General features: G+C 63.0%; 21 protein-coding genes. 2 read left to right on the top strand and 19 right to left on the bottom strand.

What is annotated here, in order from left to right; translation table 11 throughout:
• Positions 1-283: 283 nt before the first annotated feature.
• From CKW35_RS26270 to CKW35_RS26215, 12 genes are all read right to left on the bottom strand, one after another.
• On the bottom strand, positions 284-1,066 hold the full coding sequence (locus CKW35_RS26270; protein ID WP_016485494.1) for a TatD family hydrolase: 783 nt from the start codon (positions 1,064-1,066) through the stop codon (positions 284-286).
• A gap of 30 nt (positions 1,067-1,096) precedes the next feature.
• Positions 1,097-2,083: a DNA polymerase III subunit delta' gene (locus tag CKW35_RS26265; protein WP_016485493.1), complete on the bottom strand. Its 987-nt coding sequence runs from the start codon at positions 2,081-2,083 to the stop codon at positions 1,097-1,099.
• Positions 2,076-2,708, bottom strand: coding sequence for a dTMP kinase (gene tmk / locus CKW35_RS26260; protein ID WP_023048963.1), 633 nt, complete (start codon positions 2,706-2,708; stop codon positions 2,076-2,078). The genes CKW35_RS26265 and tmk overlap by 8 nt, the downstream gene beginning before the upstream one ends.
• Positions 2,709-2,717: 9 nt before the next feature.
• The gene (mltG, locus tag CKW35_RS26255) at positions 2,718-3,908 is read right to left on the bottom strand and encodes an endolytic transglycosylase MltG (RefSeq protein WP_023048962.1); all 1,191 of its coding nucleotides are present in this window, start codon (positions 3,906-3,908) and stop codon (positions 2,718-2,720) included.
• Positions 3,909-3,912: 4 nt separating this feature from the next.
• Positions 3,913-4,728, bottom strand: a complete 816-nt coding sequence (gene pabC, locus CKW35_RS26250; RefSeq protein ID WP_070086992.1) for an aminodeoxychorismate lyase — start codon at positions 4,726-4,728, stop codon at positions 3,913-3,915.
• Positions 4,728-5,972, bottom strand: a complete 1,245-nt coding sequence (gene fabF / locus CKW35_RS26245; protein ID WP_012271164.1) for a beta-ketoacyl-ACP synthase II — start codon at positions 5,970-5,972, stop codon at positions 4,728-4,730. The genes pabC and fabF overlap by 1 nt, the downstream gene beginning before the upstream one ends.
• Before the next feature lie 189 nt (positions 5,973-6,161).
• The gene (acpP, locus tag CKW35_RS26240; RefSeq protein ID WP_008096410.1) at positions 6,162-6,398 is read right to left on the bottom strand and encodes an acyl carrier protein; all 237 of its coding nucleotides are present in this window, start codon (positions 6,396-6,398) and stop codon (positions 6,162-6,164) included.
• 203 nt (positions 6,399-6,601) lie between these two features.
• On the bottom strand, positions 6,602-7,342 hold the full coding sequence (gene fabG, locus CKW35_RS26235) for a 3-oxoacyl-ACP reductase FabG (protein ID WP_016485489.1): 741 nt from the start codon (positions 7,340-7,342) through the stop codon (positions 6,602-6,604).
• Positions 7,343-7,357: 15 nt separating this feature from the next.
• Positions 7,358-8,296: an ACP S-malonyltransferase gene (gene fabD / locus CKW35_RS26230; RefSeq protein ID WP_095117217.1), complete on the bottom strand. Its 939-nt coding sequence runs from the start codon at positions 8,294-8,296 to the stop codon at positions 7,358-7,360.
• Positions 8,297-8,423: 127 nt separating this feature from the next.
• Positions 8,424-9,434 (bottom strand): phosphate acyltransferase PlsX, encoded by a 1,011-nt coding sequence (plsX, locus tag CKW35_RS26225; protein ID WP_023048420.1) that lies wholly within the window; start codon positions 9,432-9,434, stop codon positions 8,424-8,426.
• Between the two features lie 3 nt (positions 9,435-9,437).
• On the bottom strand, positions 9,438-9,620 hold the full coding sequence (rpmF, locus tag CKW35_RS26220; RefSeq protein WP_016485486.1) for a 50S ribosomal protein L32: 183 nt from the start codon (positions 9,618-9,620) through the stop codon (positions 9,438-9,440).
• 13 nt (positions 9,621-9,633) lie between these two features.
• Complete coding sequence (locus CKW35_RS26215) at positions 9,634-10,161, bottom strand: YceD family protein (RefSeq protein ID WP_016500896.1); 528 nt, start codon at positions 10,159-10,161, stop codon at positions 9,634-9,636.
• A gap of 96 nt (positions 10,162-10,257) precedes the next feature.
• Here CKW35_RS26215 and CKW35_RS26210 point away from each other — a divergent pair, with 96 nt between their 5' ends.
• Positions 10,258-10,836, top strand: a complete 579-nt coding sequence (locus CKW35_RS26210; protein ID WP_023048422.1) for a nucleoside triphosphate pyrophosphatase — start codon at positions 10,258-10,260, stop codon at positions 10,834-10,836.
• 281 nt (positions 10,837-11,117) lie between these two features.
• Here the strand turns inward: CKW35_RS26210 and CKW35_RS26205 are convergent, their stop codons facing one another.
• The 3 genes from CKW35_RS26205 to rluC are packed head-to-tail and all read right to left on the bottom strand — an operon-like array spanning position 11,118 to position 13,748.
• The gene (locus tag CKW35_RS26205; protein WP_016485483.1) at positions 11,118-12,107 is read right to left on the bottom strand and encodes a S49 family peptidase; all 990 of its coding nucleotides are present in this window, start codon (positions 12,105-12,107) and stop codon (positions 11,118-11,120) included.
• 6 nt (positions 12,108-12,113) lie between these two features.
• Positions 12,114-12,788: an HAD family hydrolase gene (locus CKW35_RS26200; RefSeq protein WP_016485482.1), complete on the bottom strand. Its 675-nt coding sequence runs from the start codon at positions 12,786-12,788 to the stop codon at positions 12,114-12,116.
• A 3-nt stretch (positions 12,789-12,791) separates the two neighbouring features.
• A complete protein-coding gene (rluC, locus tag CKW35_RS26195) occupies positions 12,792-13,748 on the bottom strand; it encodes a 23S rRNA pseudouridine(955/2504/2580) synthase RluC (protein WP_024718201.1) in 957 nt (318 codons plus the stop codon).
• A 795-nt stretch (positions 13,749-14,543) separates the two neighbouring features.
• On the opposite strand from rluC, the gene rne reads away from it, so the two are divergent.
• The gene (rne, locus tag CKW35_RS26185; RefSeq protein WP_016485480.1) at positions 14,544-17,846 is read left to right on the top strand and encodes a ribonuclease E; all 3,303 of its coding nucleotides are present in this window, start codon (positions 14,544-14,546) and stop codon (positions 17,844-17,846) included.
• A gap of 115 nt (positions 17,847-17,961) precedes the next feature.
• On the opposite strand, the gene murB is transcribed toward rne, so the two are convergent.
• The 4 genes from murB to CKW35_RS26165 are packed head-to-tail and all read right to left on the bottom strand — an operon-like array spanning position 17,962 to position 20,388.
• On the bottom strand, positions 17,962-18,981 hold the full coding sequence (gene murB / locus CKW35_RS26180) for a UDP-N-acetylmuramate dehydrogenase (protein WP_016485479.1): 1,020 nt from the start codon (positions 18,979-18,981) through the stop codon (positions 17,962-17,964).
• Positions 18,978-19,442, bottom strand: a complete 465-nt coding sequence (locus tag CKW35_RS26175) for a low molecular weight protein-tyrosine-phosphatase (protein ID WP_023048424.1) — start codon at positions 19,440-19,442, stop codon at positions 18,978-18,980. The genes murB and CKW35_RS26175 overlap by 4 nt, the downstream gene beginning before the upstream one ends.
• Positions 19,442-20,206, bottom strand: coding sequence for a 3-deoxy-manno-octulosonate cytidylyltransferase (gene kdsB / locus CKW35_RS26170; RefSeq protein ID WP_095117215.1), 765 nt, complete (start codon positions 20,204-20,206; stop codon positions 19,442-19,444). The genes CKW35_RS26175 and kdsB overlap by 1 nt, the downstream gene beginning before the upstream one ends.
• Complete coding sequence (locus CKW35_RS26165) at positions 20,203-20,388, bottom strand: Trm112 family protein (RefSeq protein WP_003247142.1); 186 nt, start codon at positions 20,386-20,388, stop codon at positions 20,203-20,205. Before CKW35_RS26165 ends, kdsB begins: the two co-directional genes overlap by 4 nt.
• Positions 20,389-20,421 lie beyond the last annotated feature (33 nt).

Genomic DNA, 20,421 nt, shown 5'->3' with positions numbered 1-20,421 from the left:
ACGCGACAAAAAGTAACCAAAAAACGCTGCGCTCCCATCATCCGGCCCCTACGCTGCGCTCCGGGGTCCCCTCGCTCCGGGCTTGCTCCCGGGAGGACCGCGCTGCAGGCCCCATCCTGGGGCCCAGCGCTTGACGGGCATCCATGCCCGTCACCTCCCTCCGCAAGCCCTGCGCTTGGCCTCCTGAAGTCGCAATCTGCGTTGCCTGAGCTACCGCGCGCTTAGAAGCCAAAGCCGAAGCAAGAGCAAGAGCAAGAGCAAGAGCACTCAGGCTCGTGGGCCATCAGGCCACCCGCGCCAACGGGAACAACCGCTTGAAGTTGGCAGTAGTCTGCTCAGCCAGTTGGTCATAACTGGCGCCCCGCAACGAAGCCACATACTCAGCCACTTCCCGTACATACTGCGGAAGGTTCGGCTTGCCACGGTACGGAATGGGTGCCAGATACGGCGAATCGGTCTCGACCAGCAAACGATCGACCGGCACCTGCCGAGCCACTTCACGCAGGGCATCGGCGTTGCGGAAGGTTACGATGCCAGACAGCGAGATGTAATACCCCAGGTCCAGCGCGGCCTTGGCCATCTCCCAGTCTTCGGTGAAGCAATGCAGCACGCCAGCCTGTGGCAGGTTGGCTTCACGCAGCAGCGCCAGGGTATCGGCACGTGCCGCCCGGGTGTGCACGATGACCGGCTTGCCGGTCTGCCGCGAGGCTTCCAGGTGCAGGCGGAACGAAGCCTGCTGCAGCTCGGCAGCTTCCGGCTCATAGTGGTAATCCAGCCCGGTTTCGCCTATCGCCACCACATGGGGGTGGGCCAGTTCGCGCAGCAACCATTCCAGCGCCGGGGTTTCACCCGGCGCCAGGTCAAGCGGGTGCACGCCCACCGAGCAATCGACATCGGCGTACTGCTCGCTCAACGCCTTCACGGCACCGGCGTTTTCGGCACTGACGCCAATACACAGAAAATGACCGACCCCACGCTCACGCGCTGCCTGCAAAGCGGCATCGAGGGAGCCCTGGTGGGCGCTCAGGTCAAGACGGTCGAGGTGGCAATGGGAATCTACGAGCATAGGATGACGACACACATGAAAAAGTGAAAATCAGCGGGTACCGGGCAGTTGCAGCCAGTGAGCCAGCAGCGATTCGAGCAGCAGGGCGCGGTTGAGGTTGGCCTTGCCCAGCACCTTCTGACGCTGCTCCAGGATCCAGGCCTGCACCTCCAGCACCTTGGCCTGGCGGCTCTTCTGCGCCAGGTATTGCACCACCTTGCGCATATCAGCCAAGCCTAACCCCTCCTCGTCCTGGGTCAACTGGTAGCGCAGGATCAGATGCGACCAATCGCAGAACCAGTCGAACAGCAACAGCAGTGGCACGCCGTTCCAGGCATCGGCCAACTGGCTGGGCGATTGCTGCTGCTTGATCAGCTTCTTCACCCCGTCAGTAACCAGCGCACGTTGCTCGCGCACACCTTGTGCCTGCAGGCTGACCGCCATCAATGGCGAACCGGCAGCCAGCGTCAGTAGCTCGTCACGCTCGGCCTCGTCACTGTCAGGCAACGCACCCGCCAGCCAGGCCTGGCTCTGGGCCAGGCTTGGCTGCGGGCACGCCACCTGCTGGCAGCGGCTCTTGATAGTCGGCAACAAGCGGCTGGGCTGGTGCGTGACCAGCAGCAGCACCGTGTCGCCAGATGGCTCTTCGAGGCTTTTGAGCAGCGCGTTGGAGGCGTTGACGTTCATCGCCTCGACAGGCTCGATCAGCACCACCTTGCGCCCACCCAATTGCGCAGTTTGCACCACGAACGCCACCAGCTCGCGCACTTGGTCGACCTTGATCGGTTTGTCGGCCTCTTCAGGCTCAAGCACAAAATTGTCCGGGTGGCTGCCGGCCTTGAGCAACATGCAGGCCTTGCACCCGCCGCAGGCATCCAGCCCTTGGGGCTGCTGGCACAGCAGGCGGGCCATCAGGCGTTCGGCCATGGCCCGCTTGCCGATACCCTGCGGCCCGTGCAGCAGGTAGGCGTGCGCGTGCTGGCTGCGGCCGGCCAGCTGCTGCCAAATAGCCTGCTGCCAGGGGTAGGCGTCAGCCACGGCAACGCTCCACAATCGCCGGGAGTAGCACATCGATAGCGCGCTGCACGGCCTCCAGCGATTGTGCGGCATCGAGCAGGCTGTAGCGCTGCGGCTCGCGCTGGGCGCGCTGCAGGTAAGCCTGGCGTACAGCTTCGAAGAACGCCTGGCCCTCCTGCTCGAAACGGTCCAGGCGGCCGCGGGCGGCAGCACGGGCCAAGCCCACTTCCACTGGCAGGTCGAAAACCAAGGTCAGGTCCGGGCGCAGGTCACCCTGGACGAATTGCTCCAGGGTGGCGATGCGCTCGACCAACAAACCGCGCCCACCGCCCTGATAGGCATAGGTAGCGTCGGTGAAGCGGTCACACAGCACCACGGCGCCGCGGGCCAGCGCCGGGCGGATTACCTGCGCGAGGTGTTGGGCGCGCGCCGCGAACACCAGCAACAGTTCGGTGTCGGCCGCCATGCTTTCATCGGTGGGGGCCAGCAGCAGCTCGCGCACTTTTTCGGCCAGCGGCGTACCACCCGGCTCACGGGTCAGCACGACATCCAGGCCCTGCTCGCGCAAGCGTGCAGCCAGGTAGTCGCGGTTGGTGCTCTTGCCCGCACCTTCGGGGCCTTCCAGCGTAATAAACAAGCCGCTCACAGGCAGTCCTTAATGTTGTTCGTCAGGCGTCGGCCGTTCGGCCGCTTGCGCGCCACCCGCAGGGGCATCCTGCGCAGGCGGCGCTTCGGGTGATGGCTGCGCAGCCGGCTCGTCAGTTGCAGGCACCTGGGGCTGGGCGTCGTCAGTACCCGGCTGTGCCTCTTGCTGCGGTGCGGGGCTGGAGCGGTAGCCTGCACGTCGCTTGAGCTGGAACTCACGCACCGCCGAGTTATGGTCGTCGAGGTCGTCGGAGAACACATGGCTGCCATCGCCGCGGGCGACGAAGTACAAGCTGGTGCCATCGGAAGGGTTGAGCGCCGCGTGAATCGCTTCACGGCCGACCATGGCAATCGGCGTGGGCGGCAACCCCGTCATGGTATAGGTGTTGTAGGGTGTCGGTTCGCGCAGATCGGCGCGGGTAATCTTGCCGTTGTACCGCTCACCCATGCCGTAGATCACCGTCGGATCGGTCTGCAGCATCATGCCCAGGCGCAGGCGCCGCACAAATACACCGGCAATCTGCCCACGCTCCTGGGGGATACCGGTTTCCTTTTCCACCAGCGACGCCATGATCAACGCCTGGTACGGATCGCGATACGGCAGGTCGGTGGTGCGCTCGGCCCATTCCTTTGCCAGCACTTCGTCCAGGCGCATGTAGGCCTGCTGCAGCAGCTCGACATCGCTCATGCCACGTACAAAGCGGTAGGTGTCCGGGAAAAAGCGCCCTTCCGGGAACACACCGGTATGGCCGAGCTTGTCCATCACCTCGGAATCCGACAGGCCGTCCAGGGTATGCTTGATTTTTTCATGCTTGGCCACGGCCGAGCGTACCTGACGGAAGGTCCAGCCTTCCACCAGGGTGAGGTTGTATTGCACCACGTCGGCCCGGCGCCAGGCGTCGAACAACTGTTCGACCGTCATGCCTGGGGTAAGGCGATACTCGCCTGTGTGCAGGGCAGTGCCTGCCATGTTGAAGCGCCAGTACAAGCGCAACCAGACGGCGTCGTCCAGCAAACCTTCTTGCTCCATGCGATAGAACATGCGGTTTGGGTTGGTGCCATTGGGCACGTCGAGCAGGCGCTCCTGCGTCACGTGCAAGGGCTGCTCAAGGACCGAGTTGACCTTCCAGGCCGACCAGCCAAGCGCCAACCCGGCAATGATCAGGCCCATTTCCAGCAGTAGCAGGAATTTACGTCTCACGAATTCAGGTTTCCAGTAACGTACGGGCAACGGCCTGCAGTTTACGGGTGAGCGGGCCAGGCGACCAGTTTAGCGCGGCTACGCCTCGCACGGGCCAGATGCCGTAAACGCTATTGCAAACAAATACTTCATCTGCCTGCTCCAACGCGTCGAACGGCAGGTCACATACCTGCGCCGGAATGCCCAGCAGCGCGGCCTGTTCCAGCAGTGCCGCACGCATCACCCCGGCCACACCACAACGGCTGAGGTCGGCAGTGAACAGCACGCCATCGCGCACCAGGAACAGATTGCTGTACACCCCTTCGATCAGCCTGCCCTGCCCGTCACGCATCAGGCCTTCGGCATGGTCGCTGTCCTGCCATTCGGCACGGGCCAGCACCTGCTCCAGGCGGTTGAGGTGTTTGAGGCCGGCCAGCAGCGGTTGTTCCCCAAGCCGGGTCTGGCACAGGAACAAGCGCACGCCCTGCTCGGCATGCTCGACAGGATAGCCGGGTAACGGGCTGCCCTGCAGAATTCGCCGCGGCGCAGCACCGGCAACCGGCGCATAGCCACGCTGGCTGTCACCACGGGTAAGGATGAGTTTGGCTACACCGTCACCGAGCTGGCTGGCATAGCGCAGGAGTTCGTCGCGCACCAGCACCAGGTCGGCGCTGAGCGCCAGGCGCTGGCAACCCAGCGCCAGGCGTGCAAGGTGGCCTTCCAGCAAGCGGGGCTGGCCACCACGCACAGCGATGGTTTCAAACAGCCCATCGCCGTAGGCCAGGCCGCGGTTCTGCAGGTTGACTGCAACCGCAGGCTGGCCATCGACCCAGCTCTGCATCAACCGGCGAACCGGCGGAACACCAGCGAGCCGTTGGTGCCACCGAAGCCGAACGAGTTGGACAGCACCACGTCGATCGGCATGCTGCGCGCCTGGTGCGGCACGAAGTCGAGGTCGCAACCTTCGTCCGGTTCGTCCAGGTTGATGGTGGGCGGGGCCATCTGGCTGTTGATCGCCAGCACACTGAAGATCGCTTCCACCGCGCCTGCGGCGCCCAGCAGGTGGCCGGTCATCGACTTGGTCGAACTGACAGCCAGCTTGTAGGCATGTTCACCGAATACGCGCTTGATCGCGGCCACTTCGGCCACGTCGCCCGCAGGGGTCGAGGTACCGTGGGCGTTGATGTAGCTGACCTCTTCCGGCTGGATACCGGCATCGCGCAAGGCGTTGGCCATGCAGCGGGCAGCACCCTCGCCGGTGTCGGGTGGCGAAGTCATGTGGTAGGCGTCGCCGCTCATGCCAAAGCCAACCAGCTCGGCATAGATGGTCGCACCACGGGCCTTGGCGTGTTCCAGCTCTTCGAGTACCAGGGCACCGGCACCGTCGGACAATACAAAGCCGTCACGGCCCTTGTCCCACGGGCGGCTGGCCCGACTTGGCTCGTCGTTGCGGGTGGACAGCGCACGGGAGGCACCGAAACCGCCCATGCCCAGGCCACAGGCAGCCATCTCTGCGCCACCTGCAATCATCACGTCAGCTTCACCGTAGGCGATATTGCGCGCTGCCATGCCGATGCAATGGGTGCCGGTGGTGCAGGCGGTGGCAATGGCGTAGTTCGGCCCCTGCAGGCCCAGGTGGATCGACAGGAACCCGGAGATCATGTTGATGATCGAGCCCGGCACAAAGAACGGGGAAATGCGACGCGGCCCCGAATCGTGCAGCGTACGGCTGGTTTCCTCGATATTGGTCAGGCCGCCGATTCCCGAGCCCATGGCCACGCCAATGCGCTCACGGTTGGCGTCGGTAACCTCCAGGCCGGCATTTCGCACCGCCTGGAAACCGGCCGCCAGGCCGTACTGGATGAACAGGTCAAGCTTGCGGGCCTCTTTGGCCGACAGGTATTGCTCAACCTCGAAGCCTTTCACCGAGCCGCCAAAACGGGTGGAGTAAGCAGACAGGTCCGTGTGTTCGATCGGACCAATGCCACTGCGGCCAGCCAGAATGCCCTGCCAGGTGCTCGGTACATCGGTACCCAGTGGCGACAGCATACCCATACCGGTGACCACGACGCGTCTACGCGACACAGTACTCTCCTTTTCTAATAACAGAGTCTCTTGCGATTACATTCAAGCGCTGGAATGGAATGGCAACAGGCTCTTGGTGCGCGGTGAGCGAAGCCGGCTCGCCAAAAAGCAGCACGTTCGCAAAGAAAAAACCGCACGCCGGCAAAGGCAGTGCGGTTTTTCTCGTCAAGTAGCGACGACTACAGCGTCTTAGGCCTTGTGGCTGTTGACGTAGTCGATAGCGGCTTGAACGGTAGTGATTTTCTCGGCTTCTTCGTCAGGGATTTCGGTCTCGAATTCCTCTTCCAGAGCCATCACCAGCTCAACGGTGTCAAGCGAATCGGCACCCAGGTCATCGACGAAGGACTTCTCGTTAGTCACTTCCTCTTCCTTCACGCCCAGTTGCTCGGCGACGATTTTCTTGACGCGTTCTTCGATGGTGCTCATACCTAGTTTTCACTCCTAATGGATATATGTCAGGCAGCTGGCCGGTGGCTAATTTTATAGAAAGACGTTCGCTTTTCAAGCTAAACGCACTCTCAGGCTAGACACCCTACCCGCTGCCTGGAATCTGGTTGCAGCTTTATAACGGATTTTAGGCTCGCAGTATGACTCTTTTTTTACGAAATCCGTCACATTGAGTTGCAGTGTTACATGTACATCCCGCCGTTGACCGGCACGGTAGCGCCGGTCACGTAGGCTGCACCGTCGGACGCCAGGAACGACACCACCTTGGCGATTTCGTCGGCCTGGCCCAGGCGGCCCAGCGGAATCTGGGTTTGCAGGGCTTCACGCTGCGCTTCTGGCAGCTCGCGGGTCATGTCGGTGTCGATGAAGCCCGGAGTCACCGAGTTTACGGTGATGCCACGCGAGCCCACTTCACGCGCCAGGGCGCGGCTGAAGCCTTCCAGGCCAGCCTTGGCGGCGGCGTAGTTGGCCTGGCCCGCGTTACCCATGGCACCGACGACCGAGCCGATGCTGATGATACGACCCCAACGTGCCTTGGTCATGCCACGCAGCACGCCCTTGGACAGACGGTAGAGGCTGTTCAGGTTGGTGTCGATCACGTCGAACCATTCGTCGTCCTTCATGCGCAGCATGAGGTTGTCGCGGGTGATACCGGCGTTGTTGACCAGGATGGCCGGCGCGCCAAACTGCTCGGCGATTGCACCCAAAACAGTTTCAACGGATTCGGCGCTGGTCACGTTCAGTTCCATGCCGGTGCCGGTGATACCGTGCTCTTTCAGGGTGGCAGCAATACGCTCGGCGCCGGAGGCCGAAGTGGCGGTACCGATCACGGTCGCGCCCTGGCGGCCCAGCTCGAGGGCGATGGCCTGGCCAATGCCACGGCTGGCGCCGGTGACCAGTGCAACTTTACCTTGCAGGCTCATGCAAGCTTCTCCAAATCAGGCCAGTGCCGCGCGGGTGGCGGCAACGGCGTCAGGGGTATTGAGGTTGTAGGTGGTCACGCCGTCGGCGCAACGCTTGTTCAGGCTAGCCAGGACCTTGCCCGGGCCGCACTCGACCAGGTTGACCGCACCGTTGGCAGCCAGGGTCTGCACGCACTCGACCCAACGCACAGGCTGGTACAGCTGTGCCAGCAGGTCATGCTTGAGGGCATCGAGGTCAGGGGCAATGGCAGCGGTGACGTTCTGCACCACCGGAATTTGTGGCGCCTTCCATTCGATGGCGTTCACGTTCTCGGCGAAACGCTCGGCGGCCGGCTTCATCAGGGCACAGTGCGACGGTACGCTGACCGCCAGTGGCAGGGCGCGCTTGGCACCAGCCTCTTTGCACAGCTCCATGGCACGGTCCACCGCAGCCTTGTTGCCAGCAATCACAACCTGGCCCGGCGAGTTGAAGTTCACCGCGCTAACCACTTCGTCTTCGGCCGCCCTACCACAGATCTCGACCACCACGGCGTCATCCAGGCCGAGGATTGCGGCCATGGCGCCATGGCCGGCCGGGACGGCTTCCTGCATCAGCTGGCCGCGACGCTCGACCAAGCGCACGGCATCTTTCAGCGACAGGCTGCCTGCGGCAACCAGGGCGCTGTATTCACCCAGGCTGTGACCAGAAACGAAAGCCGGCGTGGCGCCGCCCTCCTCCAGCCACAGGCGCCACAGCGCGATGGAAGCGGTGAGGATCGCAGGCTGAGTCTTGTCGGTTTGATTGAGTTGTTCTTCCGGGCCTTCCTGGACCAGCTTCCACAGGTCGTAACCCAGAGCGTCGGAGGCCTCCTTGAAGGTCTCAACGATCACCGGCTTTTCGGCGCCCAGTTCCTTGAGCATGCCCAGGGACTGGGAACCTTGACCGGGGAAGACGAATGCGAGGGATGCAGACATTGAACAAGCCCTTATGATCTTGTCGTCGAATGAGGTGCGCCGAGCCGTGGGCTGGACGCAGAATCTGAAAACTTGGATGAATACGCAGACCAAGCGGTCACATTTAAGCACTTCATCGGCGAAATGCCTAAGGCAACAAATCTTCAAGGCGGCCATGCAGGCGCTGCGGCAGGTTTTCCTGAATTTCGATCAACGCCCTCTGGATGGCGCTCTGGAAGCCCTGCACGCCGGCCGAGCCATGGCTCTTGATGACGATACCCTGCAACCCCAGAAAGCTCGCACCGTTGTGCCGCGCCGGCGCCAGGTCGGCCTGCAGGCGCTTGAGCAACGGCATGGCCATGACCCCGGCAACCCGGGCAAAAGCACCGCCCTTGAACAGTTTTTCGATGCGCGCACCGATCATCGTCGCCAAGCCCTCGCTGGACTTGAGCAGGATGTTGCCGACAAAACCGTCGCACACCACCACGTCCGCCTCACCCCTGTACAGGCCATCCCCTTCGACGAAACCGACATAGTTGAGGCCGCGAGCGTTCTGCAACAGCGTGGCCGCCAGCTTTACCTGCTGATTACCCTTGATGTCCTCGGTGCCGATGTTAAGCAATGCCACACGCGGCCGATGCACACCCAGGGCCTGGGCGGCCACCGAGCCCATCACCGCGAACTGATAGAGGTTTTCTGCACTGCAGTCGACGTTGGCGCCGAGGTCGAGCAACTGACAGTAACCCGCCTGGGTGGGAATCGCCGCCACCATGGCTGGCCGATCGATACCCGGCAAGGTCTTGAGCACGAAGCGTGACAGCGCCATCAGCGCCCCGGTGTTGCCGGCACTGACGCAGGCCTGGGCCTTGCCGTCGCGCACCAGTTCGAGGGCGATGCGCATCGACGAGTCCGGCTTGCCGCGTAGCGCCTGCGATGGCCGCTCGTCCATACCGATCACCTCACTGGCGGCGACAATCTGCAGGCGCGCGCGATCCGCAGCTGCAAGGCCACTGACAAGATCTTCTAGGAGGGAGGGTTGACCGACGAGGGTCAGGTGCAGCGAGGGGGTAGCCGAAAGGCAGGCAATGCTAGCCTGGACAATGCTGCGGGGACCGAAGTCCCCGCCCATTGCGTCGATCGCGATGATCTGAGCAGACAAGGATTACTCGTCAGCGCCCTTATCGATCACTTTACGACCACGGTATACGCCTTCTGGCGAAACGTGGTGACGCAGGTGAATTTCACCGGTGGTCTTTTCTACCGACAGCGCGTTTTCCGACAGGGCGTCGTGCGAACGGCGCATGTCACGGGCAGAGCGGGATTTTTTGTTCTGCTGAACAGCCATAATTGATTAACTCCTAAACGTTTGGGTCACGCTTTAACTGCGCCAAAACACTGAACGGGTTGGACCGCGATACCTCGTCCTTGCTCGATTCGGGCTCGTCTGCGCCCGCCGGCTGCTGGCATTCTTCCGGATGGTGAGCAGGCACGATTGGCAAGGCGAGCAGAAGCTCTTCCTCGACCAATGCCTGCAGATCCAAAGGATCTTCGCCCAGTTCCAGCACGTCATAGCCTTTCGGCAACGACTGGGTATTCGCACCCTCCTTCACCACAGCGTATGTACATTCGCTGTAGATCGGCAGGGTGACCAGCTCAAGACAACGCTGGCAAACCATCTTGACCTCGACGTTCAGCTCGGTGTGGATAACCACTACGTGCTGCTCATCTCGTTCAAAATCGAACTTCGCCTGCACCGTACCGACATTGTCGGAAAGCGGGTCGCAGAGTCTTTCCAAATCAGCGAGTTGCAGCGAACCGTTAAGGGTTACGCCACGATCGGCTAATTTGCGCGGGTCAACGTGAGGTGGAATCGGGTCATTCAACATAGGCGCAGCATTCTAGGGATGCCCCCCGCCCCTGTCAAAGGAAATTAGGCGGCATCGTGCGTGATAGGATTGGTTCAACCGAACCCGGAGTCTACCATGCTTCCTTTGTTACTGGCTTCCAGCTCTGCCTACCGCCGCGAACTGCTCACACGCCTGCGCCTGCCCTTCACCTGGGCAAGCCCTGATATAGACGAACAGCGACAGGATGACGAGCCCGCCGTGGACCTGGTGCGCCGACTGGCCAGGCAAAAGGCCGAGGTATTGGCGGGCAGCCACCCCGGGCACCTGATCATCGGCTCGGACCAGGTTGCGGTGCTGGGCGAACAGGTACTGGGCAAGCCGCACACCTTCGAGCGGGCTTGCGAGCAACTGCTGGAGTGCAGCGGTCAGCAGGTGAGTTTTCTGACCGGGCTGGCACTGCTGAACAGCGCCACCGGGCACTGCCAGGTGGATTGCGTGCCGTTTACCGTGACGATGCGCGAGCTGAGCCGCGAGCGGGTGGAACGCTATGTGGCGGCGGAACAACCACTGGATTGCGCGGGGAGCTTCAAGGCGGAGGGGCTGGGGGTGAGTTTGTTTCAGAGGACCCATGGGTGCGATTCGACCAGCCTGATCGGGCTGCCGTTGATTCGGTTGGTGGATATGTTGACCCGGGAGGGGGTGGTTGTCCCTTGAGCCTGGCTCGAGATTTTCTGCGCCTGTGAGACCGAGCGCCGCCCGCGCGGCGCTTCGCGGGGCAAGCCCGCTCCCACATCTGTTTCAGGCCAATTTCTCCTGTCACCATTGGCGCGCGGACCCTTTGGCGCATGACACGATATCGCGTCGTACCTCCAAGGGGGCGCGCACCAATGGCTCAGGACTGAACGGCCCAAAACAAATGTGGGAGCGGGCTTGCCCCGCGAAGCGCCGCACGGACGGCGCTCGATCTCACAGGCACCGCAAAATGCACGCCGAACTCAACGCAACTGCGGCCCCTGGAACCCCATCCACATCGCCAGGTGCTCAGCCACGCTGGCACCTACGCGCTTGGAGAAGCGATCGAAAGGCGATTCCTGAACGGTAAAGTCCACCAGCTCCTTCTCGCCAACAATCTCACGTGCCACATAGCTGGCACTGCCCAGCCCATCCACCAAGCCCAGCGCCTTGGCCTGCTCGCCCGACCAGACCAGGCCGCTGAACAACTCAGGATGTTCCTTGTCCTTCAAGCGTTCGCCACGTCCCTGCTTGACCATGGCAATGAACTGCTGGTGCGTGGTATCCAGCACACCCTGCCAGAACCGGGTTTCTTCGGGCTTTTCAGGCGAGAACGGATCAAGGAAGGCCTTGTGCTCACCCGAGGTGTAGGCGCGCCGCTCCACGCCCAGCTTTTCCATGGTGCCAACAAAACCGTAACCGGCCGCCGTCACACCAATGGAGCCCACCAGGCTGGCTTTATCGGCGTAGATTTCGTCCGCCGCACTGGCAATGTAATAGGCACCAGAAGCGCCGAGATCGGCGATGACTGCATACAGCTTGATAGCCGGGTATTCAGCACGCAGGCGGCGGATTTCGTCGTACACGTAACCCGCCTGCACCGGACTGCCACCCGGGCTGTTGATGCGCATTACCACCGCCTTGGTCTTGCTGTCCTTGAACGCCTCGCGCAGGCTCTTGACGATATTGTCCGCGCTGGCGGCCTCCTGATCGGCAATCACCCCGCGCACCTCGACCAGCGCGGTATGGCTGGCACTGCGCGATGCCGCCTTGTCGAAATCCATCAGCGGCGTGAACAACGCCAGGAAGCCGAACAGGTAGATGAAAGTCAGCAGCTTGAAGAAGATCCCCCAGCGCCGCGCCCGGCGCTGCTCCTGCACACTGGCCAGCAAGGTCTTTTCCAGCAGCTGCCAGCTCTTGCGCCCTTCGCGCTCCTCGGGTTCGGCCTCGGGGGCTTTCCATTCGTCTGCCATGCTTACCTACCTTGGAAGTGGAATTGCGGAACCACCCAGCCACTCGCGCAGCTGGGAAAAATGATCGATGCACACCTGCGGACCAAACTCGGCCAGCGCCTGCAGCGGCATGGCACCATAGCCCACCGCCACCGAATGCATCCCGGCATTGCTGGCCATCTGCAGGTCGAATGCCGAATCTCCGACCATCAGCGCACGCGCCGGTTCGACGCCGCAATGGCCGAGGATTTCCTCGAGCATCAGCGGGTGCGGCTTGCCACGGGTTTCGTCGGCAGCACGGGTGATGTCGAAGAACTGCTCCCAGCCATTGGCCTTGAGTACCCGGTCCAGCCCGCGACGCGCCTTGCCCGTAGCCACCGCCAGGCGGTAACCCTCGGCACGAAAGGCATCCAGCGACTCGACCACGCCCTCGAACAGTGGCGAAGGCTGCTGATCCAGCGCCATGTAGATATCAGCATAGTGCTGACGGAAGCTGTCGACCTGCGCAGGTGCCAGGTGCGGGTACAGGGTATGGATCGCCTCACCCAGGGCCAGACCGATGATGCCCTTGACCGCATCCTCACGGCTGGCGACCTCGCCGGCACGCTCGGCGGCGGCATTCATGGCCTCGACAATACGCCCGATAGAATCGGCCAGGGTACCGTCCCAGTCGAAGATCAGTAGCTCATAGCCTTTCTTCATGGATCAGGACGCACTCAGACGTTCAATGGTTTTCGCCCAGACTTCATCCACAGGCGCTTCAAGCTTCAGCTCACCACCATCCGGCAGCGGCACAGTCAGCGCATAGGCATGCAAGAACAGGCGTTTGCCCCCCAGCTCGCGAATTTCGCGGCTGAAGTCTTCGTCACCGTACTTGCTGTCACCGGCAATCATGTGCCCCGCATGCAGGGTATGCACGCGAATCTGGTGGGTACGCCCCGTGATCGGACGGGCCTCGACAATGGTGGCGAACTCGCCAAAGCGGCGGAGCACGCGGAACAGGGTCAACGCGTCCTTGCCCTCTTCGTTCACTTCAACCATGCGCTCGCCGGAGCGCAGGTTGCTCTTGAGCAACGGCGCATTCACCTGCTTCTTCGACGTCGGCCAGTGGCCGCGCACCAGCGCCATATAGCGCTTGTCGACCCCGTCACCGCGCAGGGCGGCATGCAAGTGGCGCAGCATGCTGCGCTTCTTGGCAATCATCAGCAGGCCAGAGGTGTCGCGGTCCAGGCGGTGCACCAGTTCGAGCTCCTTGGCGTCCGGGCGCAGCTGGCGCAGTGCCTCGATCACACCAAAGCTCAGGCCGCTACCGCCATGGACGGCAATGCCGGACGGCTTGTTCATCACGATCAGCGCCTTGTCTTCGTAGACAATGGCCGCCTCAAGGCGCTGCAGCAGGCCCTGGGCCACCGGTGCCGGCTCGTCACGCTCCGGCAGGCGGACGGGCGGCACCCTCACGATGTCGCCGGCCTGGATCTTGTACTCAGGCTTTACCCGACCCTTGTTCACCCGCACTTCACCCTTGCGCAGGATGCGGTAGACCAGCGTTTTGGGCACGCCCTTGAGGGCCGTGATGAGGAAATTATCAATGCGTTGGCCGGCAAGCTCCGGCGCGACTTCGATCAGCTGAACGCCGGAAGTCGGAGGGGTATTGGTCGTCATTGCGGGATCATAACAATTTTTTATGGAATTGAAGCACTTAATCATTGCTGCTATAGTCGCGAACGCCGCCAAAAGCGGCAGGCCAGCGGCAACAGGCTTTCAGCCGGCCCTGACCAACGCAATTCTCCAGGACGCGAGGCCGTCCTACGGGGTGTTCGCCAGTTTACCGAATTGCCTGGAATCGCCACCAGCGCCGTGTAGAGAAGACCGAAAAAAAACGACAAGCGCGGTGTTTCACCTGCTTACCCGATTCTTTTCGCAGCCCCTCTGCCCGCCCCGTCGCTTCCACGCAACGCACGGCGAATGCTTCGGAAATACCTGCCTTGGATATGAATGGCGCCAGTGCAGTACCTGCAGTGGCGAAAAATGCAACCCGTTGCGGATTCAGCGCGCGGCAGCACCCGAATTATCAGGGATACGTGCAGGGTGGAGATGCACAGCCCTCGGACCGTGTAGCACCGCGTCCGGCCACCAGCCCACTGACGGCTGGCGAGCGGATAAGGTCCTGAACAGATGCCCCCGGGCGTCCACGGCTGAAGGTTGATTCCTCCTCCTGACTGAGTGCACAAGGCCCGCTTGGTTGATTCGATCTCCATTCGAAGCCACCGGGGCCTTGTTGGCACCGCAGCAAACAGGACGCGTCGTCGCGACAACGGCAGGCTGGGCAACTGGCTGGTGCCGAACGTCGCTCGACACGGGGGTGGCCCGGCCACCCTTTGCGCACCTTGGCACCGACCATGAGAAGTCGTGTGTGCCGAACGCCGTTTCCGGCAGCCCGGAAACCGACGGTACAACATGAAAAGAATGCTGATTAACGCAACTCAACCCGAAGAGTTGCGTGTAGCCCTGGTGGATGGCCAACGCCTCTACGACCTGGACATCGAGTCTGGTGCGCGCGAGCAGAAAAAGGCCAACATCTACAAAGGCAAGATCACCCGCATCGAACCCAGCCTCGAAGCCGCCTTCGTCGACTTCGGTTCCGAACGTCACGGCTTCCTGCCGCTGAAAGAAATCTCCCGCGAATACTTCAAGAAAGCCCCCGAAGGCCGGGTGAACATCAAGGAAGTGCTCAGCGAAGGCCAGGAAGTCATCGTCCAGGTCGAGAAGGAAGAGCGCGGCAACAAAGGCGCAGCCCTCACCACCTTCATCAGCCTGGCAGGTCGTTACCTGGTGCTGATGCCCAACAACCCACGTGCCGGCGGCATCTCCCGCCGCATCGAAGGCGAAGAGCGCAACGAACTGCGCGAAGCCCTGAACGGCCTGACCGTGCCGGGCGACATGGGCCTGATCGTGCGCACTGCCGGTCTTGGCCGCAGCAGCGAAGAAATGCAGTGGGACCTCGACTACCTGCTGCAGCTGTGGACTGCCATCAAGGAAGCGTCCCTGGACCGCGCTGCGCCATTCCTGATTTATCAGGAAAGCAACGTCATCATCCGCGCTATCCGCGACTATCTGCGCCAGGACATCGGCGAAGTGCTTATCGACAGCATCGATGCCCAGGAAGAAGCCCTGACCTTCATCCGCCAGGTAATGCCGCAGTACGCCAGCAAGGTGAAGCTGTACGAAGACAGCGTACCGCTGTTCAACCGCTTCCAGATCGAAAGCCAGATCGAAACCGCCTTCCAGCGCGTGGTCGACCTGCCGTCCGGTGGTTCGATCGTGATCGACCCGACCGAAGCCCTGGTGTCCATCGACATCAACTCGGCGCGGGCCACCAAAGGCAGCGACATCGAAGAAACCGCCCTGCAGACCAACCTGGAAGCGGCCGAGGAAATCGCCCGCCAGCTGCGCCTGCGTGACATTGGCGGCCTGATCGTCATCGACTTCATCGACATGACCCCGGCGAAAAACCAGCGTGCCGTGGAAGAGCGCGTACGCGAGTGCCTGGAGGCAGACCGTGCCCGTGTTCAGGTCGGCCGCATTTCGCGCTTCGGCCTGCTGGAAATGTCCCGTCAGCGCCTGCGCCCATCGCTGGGCGAAAGCAGCGGCATCGTCTGCCCACGCTGCTCCGGCACAGGCATCATCCGTGACGTCGAATCGCTGTCGCTGGCCATCCTGCGCCTGATCGAAGAAGAAGCCCTGAAGGACCGCACCGCCGAAGTACGCGCACAAGTGCCGATCCCGGTGGCCGCATTCCTGCTCAACGAGAAACGTAACTCGATCACCAAGATCGAACTGCGCACCCGCGCACGCATCATCATCCTGCCGAACGATCACCTGGAAACCCCGCACTTCGAAGTCCAGCGCCTGCGCGACGACAACCCGGAAGTGCTGAACAACCAGTCCAGCTACGAGATCGCCGCCACCGAGACCGAAGAGGCACCGCAGCAGACCGCCACCCGCACCCTGGTTCGCCAGGAAGCGGCGGTCAAGACCGCACCGGCCCGCACCAGTGCGCCAGTACCGGCTGCTGAAGAGCCACAGGCTGTCGCCCCGGCTGCCCCAGCCCCGAGCGCCCCAGAGCCAAGCCTGTTCAAAGGCCTGGTGAAGTCGCTGGTCAGCCTGTTCGCCGGCAAGGAAGAACCTGCTGCTGCCCCGGTCGTCGCCGAGAAACCGGCTGCCGAGCGCAGCCCGCGCAACGAAGAGCGCCGCAACGGCCGTCAGCAGAGCCGCAACCGCAACGGCCGCCGTGACGAAGAGCGCAAGCCGCGTGAAGAACGTGCCGAGCGCGCCCCGCGCGAAGAACGCCAGCCACGTGAGGAGCGTGCACCACGCGAAGAACGTGCACCACGTGAAGATCGCGCCCCACGCGAAGAACGTGCACCACGTGAAGATCGCGCCCCACGCGAAGAGCGTGCACCGCGCGAAGAACGCGCCCCACGCCAGCCGCGCGAAGACCGCCGCAGCAACCGTGGCGAAGAACGCGTACGCGAGCTGCGCGAGCCGCTGGATGCCACCCCGCCAGCCGAACGCGAAGAGCGTCAGCCACGTGAAGAGCGTGTAGCCCGTGAAGAACGTGCTCCACGTGAAGAGCGCGCACCTCGCGAAGAACGTGCCCCGCGTGAAGAGCGCGCACCTCGCGAAGAACGTGCCCCGCGTGAAGAGCGCGCACCTCGTGAAGATCGCGCCCCACGTGAAGAACGTGCTCCGCGTGAAGAACGCGCACCTCGCGAAGAACGTGCCCCGCGCCCACCGCGCGAAGAGCGCCAGCCACGTGTAGCGGAAGAAGCGGCCGAGCAGGCTGCCGAACTGGCCGAAGAGCAACTGCCGAACGAAGAGTTGCTGCAAGACGAACAGGAAGGCACCGATGGCGAGCGCCCGCGCCGCCGCTCCCGTGGTCAGCGTCGTCGCAGTAACCGTCGTGAGCGCCAGCGCAACGCCAATGGCGAGCTGATCGACGGTGGCGAAGAGGACGAAGGCAGCGAAGAGCAGCCACAACAGCACAAGGCCACCGAGCTGGGTGCCGAACTGGCCGCCGGCCTCGCCGTGACTGCCACTGTTGCCAGCAGCAACATCAGCGCCGACGCCGAAGCCCAGGCCAACCAGCAGGCCGAACGTGCCACCGCCGAAGTCGCTACCGCTGCAGAGGCCGACAACCGCGAGGCCGCCCAGCCGGCCGAGCAAGCTGAAAAGGTCGAGCAGGTCGAGGCCGTCGCCAAGGCTGAAGAAGTTGCCGTGGCCCCAGTGGTCGAGCAGCCTGTCAGCCAGCCGGTAATCGTGGCCGAGGTCACTGCCGAGCCAGTGGTCGAAGTTGCTCCGCAGCCAGTGGTTGACGAAGCACCTGCAGCCGAGCCTGCGATCATCGCAGAGGCACCTGTTGAAGCGCCTGCCGTCGAAGCGGGTGAAATCGAACAGGCTCCGGCCGTGACTGACACCGCTCCAGCTGCCGAGCAGCCTGCACCGGTTGTCGAAGCCCAGCCAGAAGTGGTGGCCGAGCCTGCCCCTGTGGTGGTCGAGCCTGCGCAAGTCGAAGCCCCGGTTGAGGCAGAACCTGCCACTGTCATGCTGGCCAACGGCCGCGCGCCGAACGACCCGCGTGAAGTGCGCCGCCGCAAGCGTGAGGCCGAGGCCGCTGCCAAAGCAGCCCAGGAAGCTGCTGCAGCCTCCCAGGAACCCGCCCTGGAAGCCGCCGATGAGCACAAGCCTCATCACGGTTGATAGCCAAGGCTGAATGAAAAAGCCCCGCCAGTGCAAACTGGCGGGGCTTTTTCTTGGCTTGACGCTTAATGTCAATGCTGGCTGCCGCATTTGTAGGAGCGGCATCTGCACCGCCTCAGTAAAGGTTAGGCTCCATCTCCAGCTCCACCCCGAACCGCTCCAGGATATCCGCCTGGATCTGCCGCGCCAGCGCATGCATCTGCGCCCCGCTCGCCTGGCCGTAGTTCACCAGCACCAGCGACTGCAAGCGATGCACGCCCGCATCGCCATCACGATGGCCCTTCCACCCCGCCTGCTCGATCAGCCAGCCCGCCGCCAGCTTCGCCTGACCATCGGCCTGGGGATAAGCCACCACTGCCGGGTGTTTCGCACGAATACGCTCGACTTGCTCCGCAGACACCACCGGGTTCTTGAAAAAACTCCCGGCATTGCCGAGCTCCACCGGGTCTGGCAGCTTTTCGCGGCGAATGCTGCAAATGGCATTACTGATCGCCTGCGCGGTCGGTTCGGCTACACCCTGCTCCGCAAGGCGCTGACGCACCGGACCATAGTCCAGGTGGGCCTGCAGGGTGCGGCTCAAGGCAAAACGCACGCGCAGGATCAACCAGCGCCCGGGGTTGCGCTTGAACAGGCTGTCGCGATAACCGAAGGCACATTCTGCCAAACCAAAGTCATGCAGTTCGCCAGTCTCACGGTCCAGGGCCGTCAGGCCGGCAAACACGTCCTTGATCTCCACCCCGTAGGCGCCCACGTTCTGCATCGGCGCGGCGCCCACCGTACCGGGGATCAGGCTGAGGTTTTCCAGCCCGCAATAGCCCTGCGCCAGTGTCCACTGCACGAACGGGTGCCACGGCTCACCGGCCTCGGCCTCGACCACGATGTGTTCGCCATCGTCACTGAGCACGCGGCAGCCACGGCTGGCCATGTGCAGCACCAGTGCATCGACATCGCGGGTCAGCAGCAGGTTGCTGCCGCCGCCGATCACCAGCACCGGCAGACCTCGCTGCTGCGCCTGGCACAGCGCCTGTCGCACCTGCTGATCATCCTGGGCCTGGCTGAAAAAACGCGCCTTCACGTCGATGCCGAAGGTGTTAAAGGGTTTGAGCGAAACCTGCTCCTGCCACTGCACTGTCATAGGCGGCCCTTGATTTCCAGCACCAGTGCCTGGCACGCCGCCTCGACCAGGTCGAGCACCTGCTCGAAGCCATCGGCGCCACCGTAGTAAGGGTCAGGTACTTCATCCAGCACTGAGCCATAGCGGCGCAGGAACAGGTCGAGTTCGCCCGCTGCAGTGGGCGGGCGCAAGGCGCGCAGGTCGCGCAGGTTGCTCTCGTCCATGGCCAGCACCAGGTCGTACTCGGCAAAATGCGCTGCCTTGACCTGCTGGGCACGCTGCGCTGAGAGGTCGTAACCACGTGCCAGCGCTGCCTTGCAGGTGCGGCTGTCTGGCGCCTTGCCAACATGCCAGTCGCCGGTGCCGGCAGAGGCCACGTGCACCCGGTCGGCAAGCCCGGCGGCCTGCAATTGATGGCGCAGCACGCCTTCGGCGGTGGGCGAGCGGCAGATGTTGCCAAGGCACACGAACAAAACGCGCATCAAGCCTCCAGCAAGCGCCGTACGCGCTCCAGGTCTTCAGGGGTATCAACGCCTACGGCTGGCGCCTCGATGGCGTCCTCGACGTGAATGCGCACGCCGTGCCACAAGGCACGCAGTTGCTCCAGCGCTTCGGTCTGTTCAAGCCAGCATGGGCCCCAACCGACAAAGTTCTGCAGAAAGCCGACGCGGTAGGCGTACATGCCGATGTGGCGGCGATACGGCACGCCTTCGGGCAGCACATTGCGGTCGCTGGCAAAGCCATCGCGGGCCCACGGCAGCGGCGCACGGCTGAAAGTCAGGGCCAGTCCGTTCTTGTCGCTCACCACCTTGACTGCATTGGGGTTGAACACGGTTTCCGGCTCATGGATCGGCTCGGCCAGAGTAGCGATGCCGGCCTCTGGATGCGCAGCCAGGTTGGCCGCCACCTGGTCGATGATCACCGGCGGGATCAGCGGCTCGTCGCCCTGCACGTTGACCACGATGGCATCAGCCGGCAAGCCCAGGTGCACAGCCACTTCGGCCAGGCGGTCGGTGCCCGATTCATGGTCGGCGCGGGTCATCAGCACTTCGGCGCCGAACGCCTGGCAGGCCTCGAAGATACTGGCGTCATCGGTGGCGATAACCACACGGCTCGCGGCACTTTTGCGTGCCTGCTCCCACACGTGTTGCACCATCGGCTTGCCGGCAATCGGCAGCAGCGGCTTGCCTGGGAGCCGTGTGGAGCGCAACCGGGCGGGAATCACCACGGTGAAGTCCAGGCTCATTTGTCCAGACGCTCGTCGTCGGTCAGGGTGCGCGCCTCGCTTTCCAGCATGACCGGAATGCCGTCGCGGATCGGGTAGGCCAGGCCGGCGCCCTTGCTGATCAGCTCGGTCTTGTCGGCACTGAGCTTGAGCGGGCCCTTGGTGATCGGGCAGGCCAGGATGTCGAGCAGTTTAGTGTCCATTGGAGGCTTCCTTTAGGCCAGGTGGCCGGAAAT

Origin of the sequence: Pseudomonas sp. Irchel 3F3 (assembly GCF_900187545.1) — a bacterium.
In the GTDB taxonomy this organism is placed as follows: Bacteria; Pseudomonadota; Gammaproteobacteria; order Pseudomonadales; family Pseudomonadaceae; genus Aquipseudomonas; species Aquipseudomonas fortuita.
Note: the sequence above shows the minus strand (reverse complement) of the source record. Positions and strands in the feature narration are given on the sequence as shown.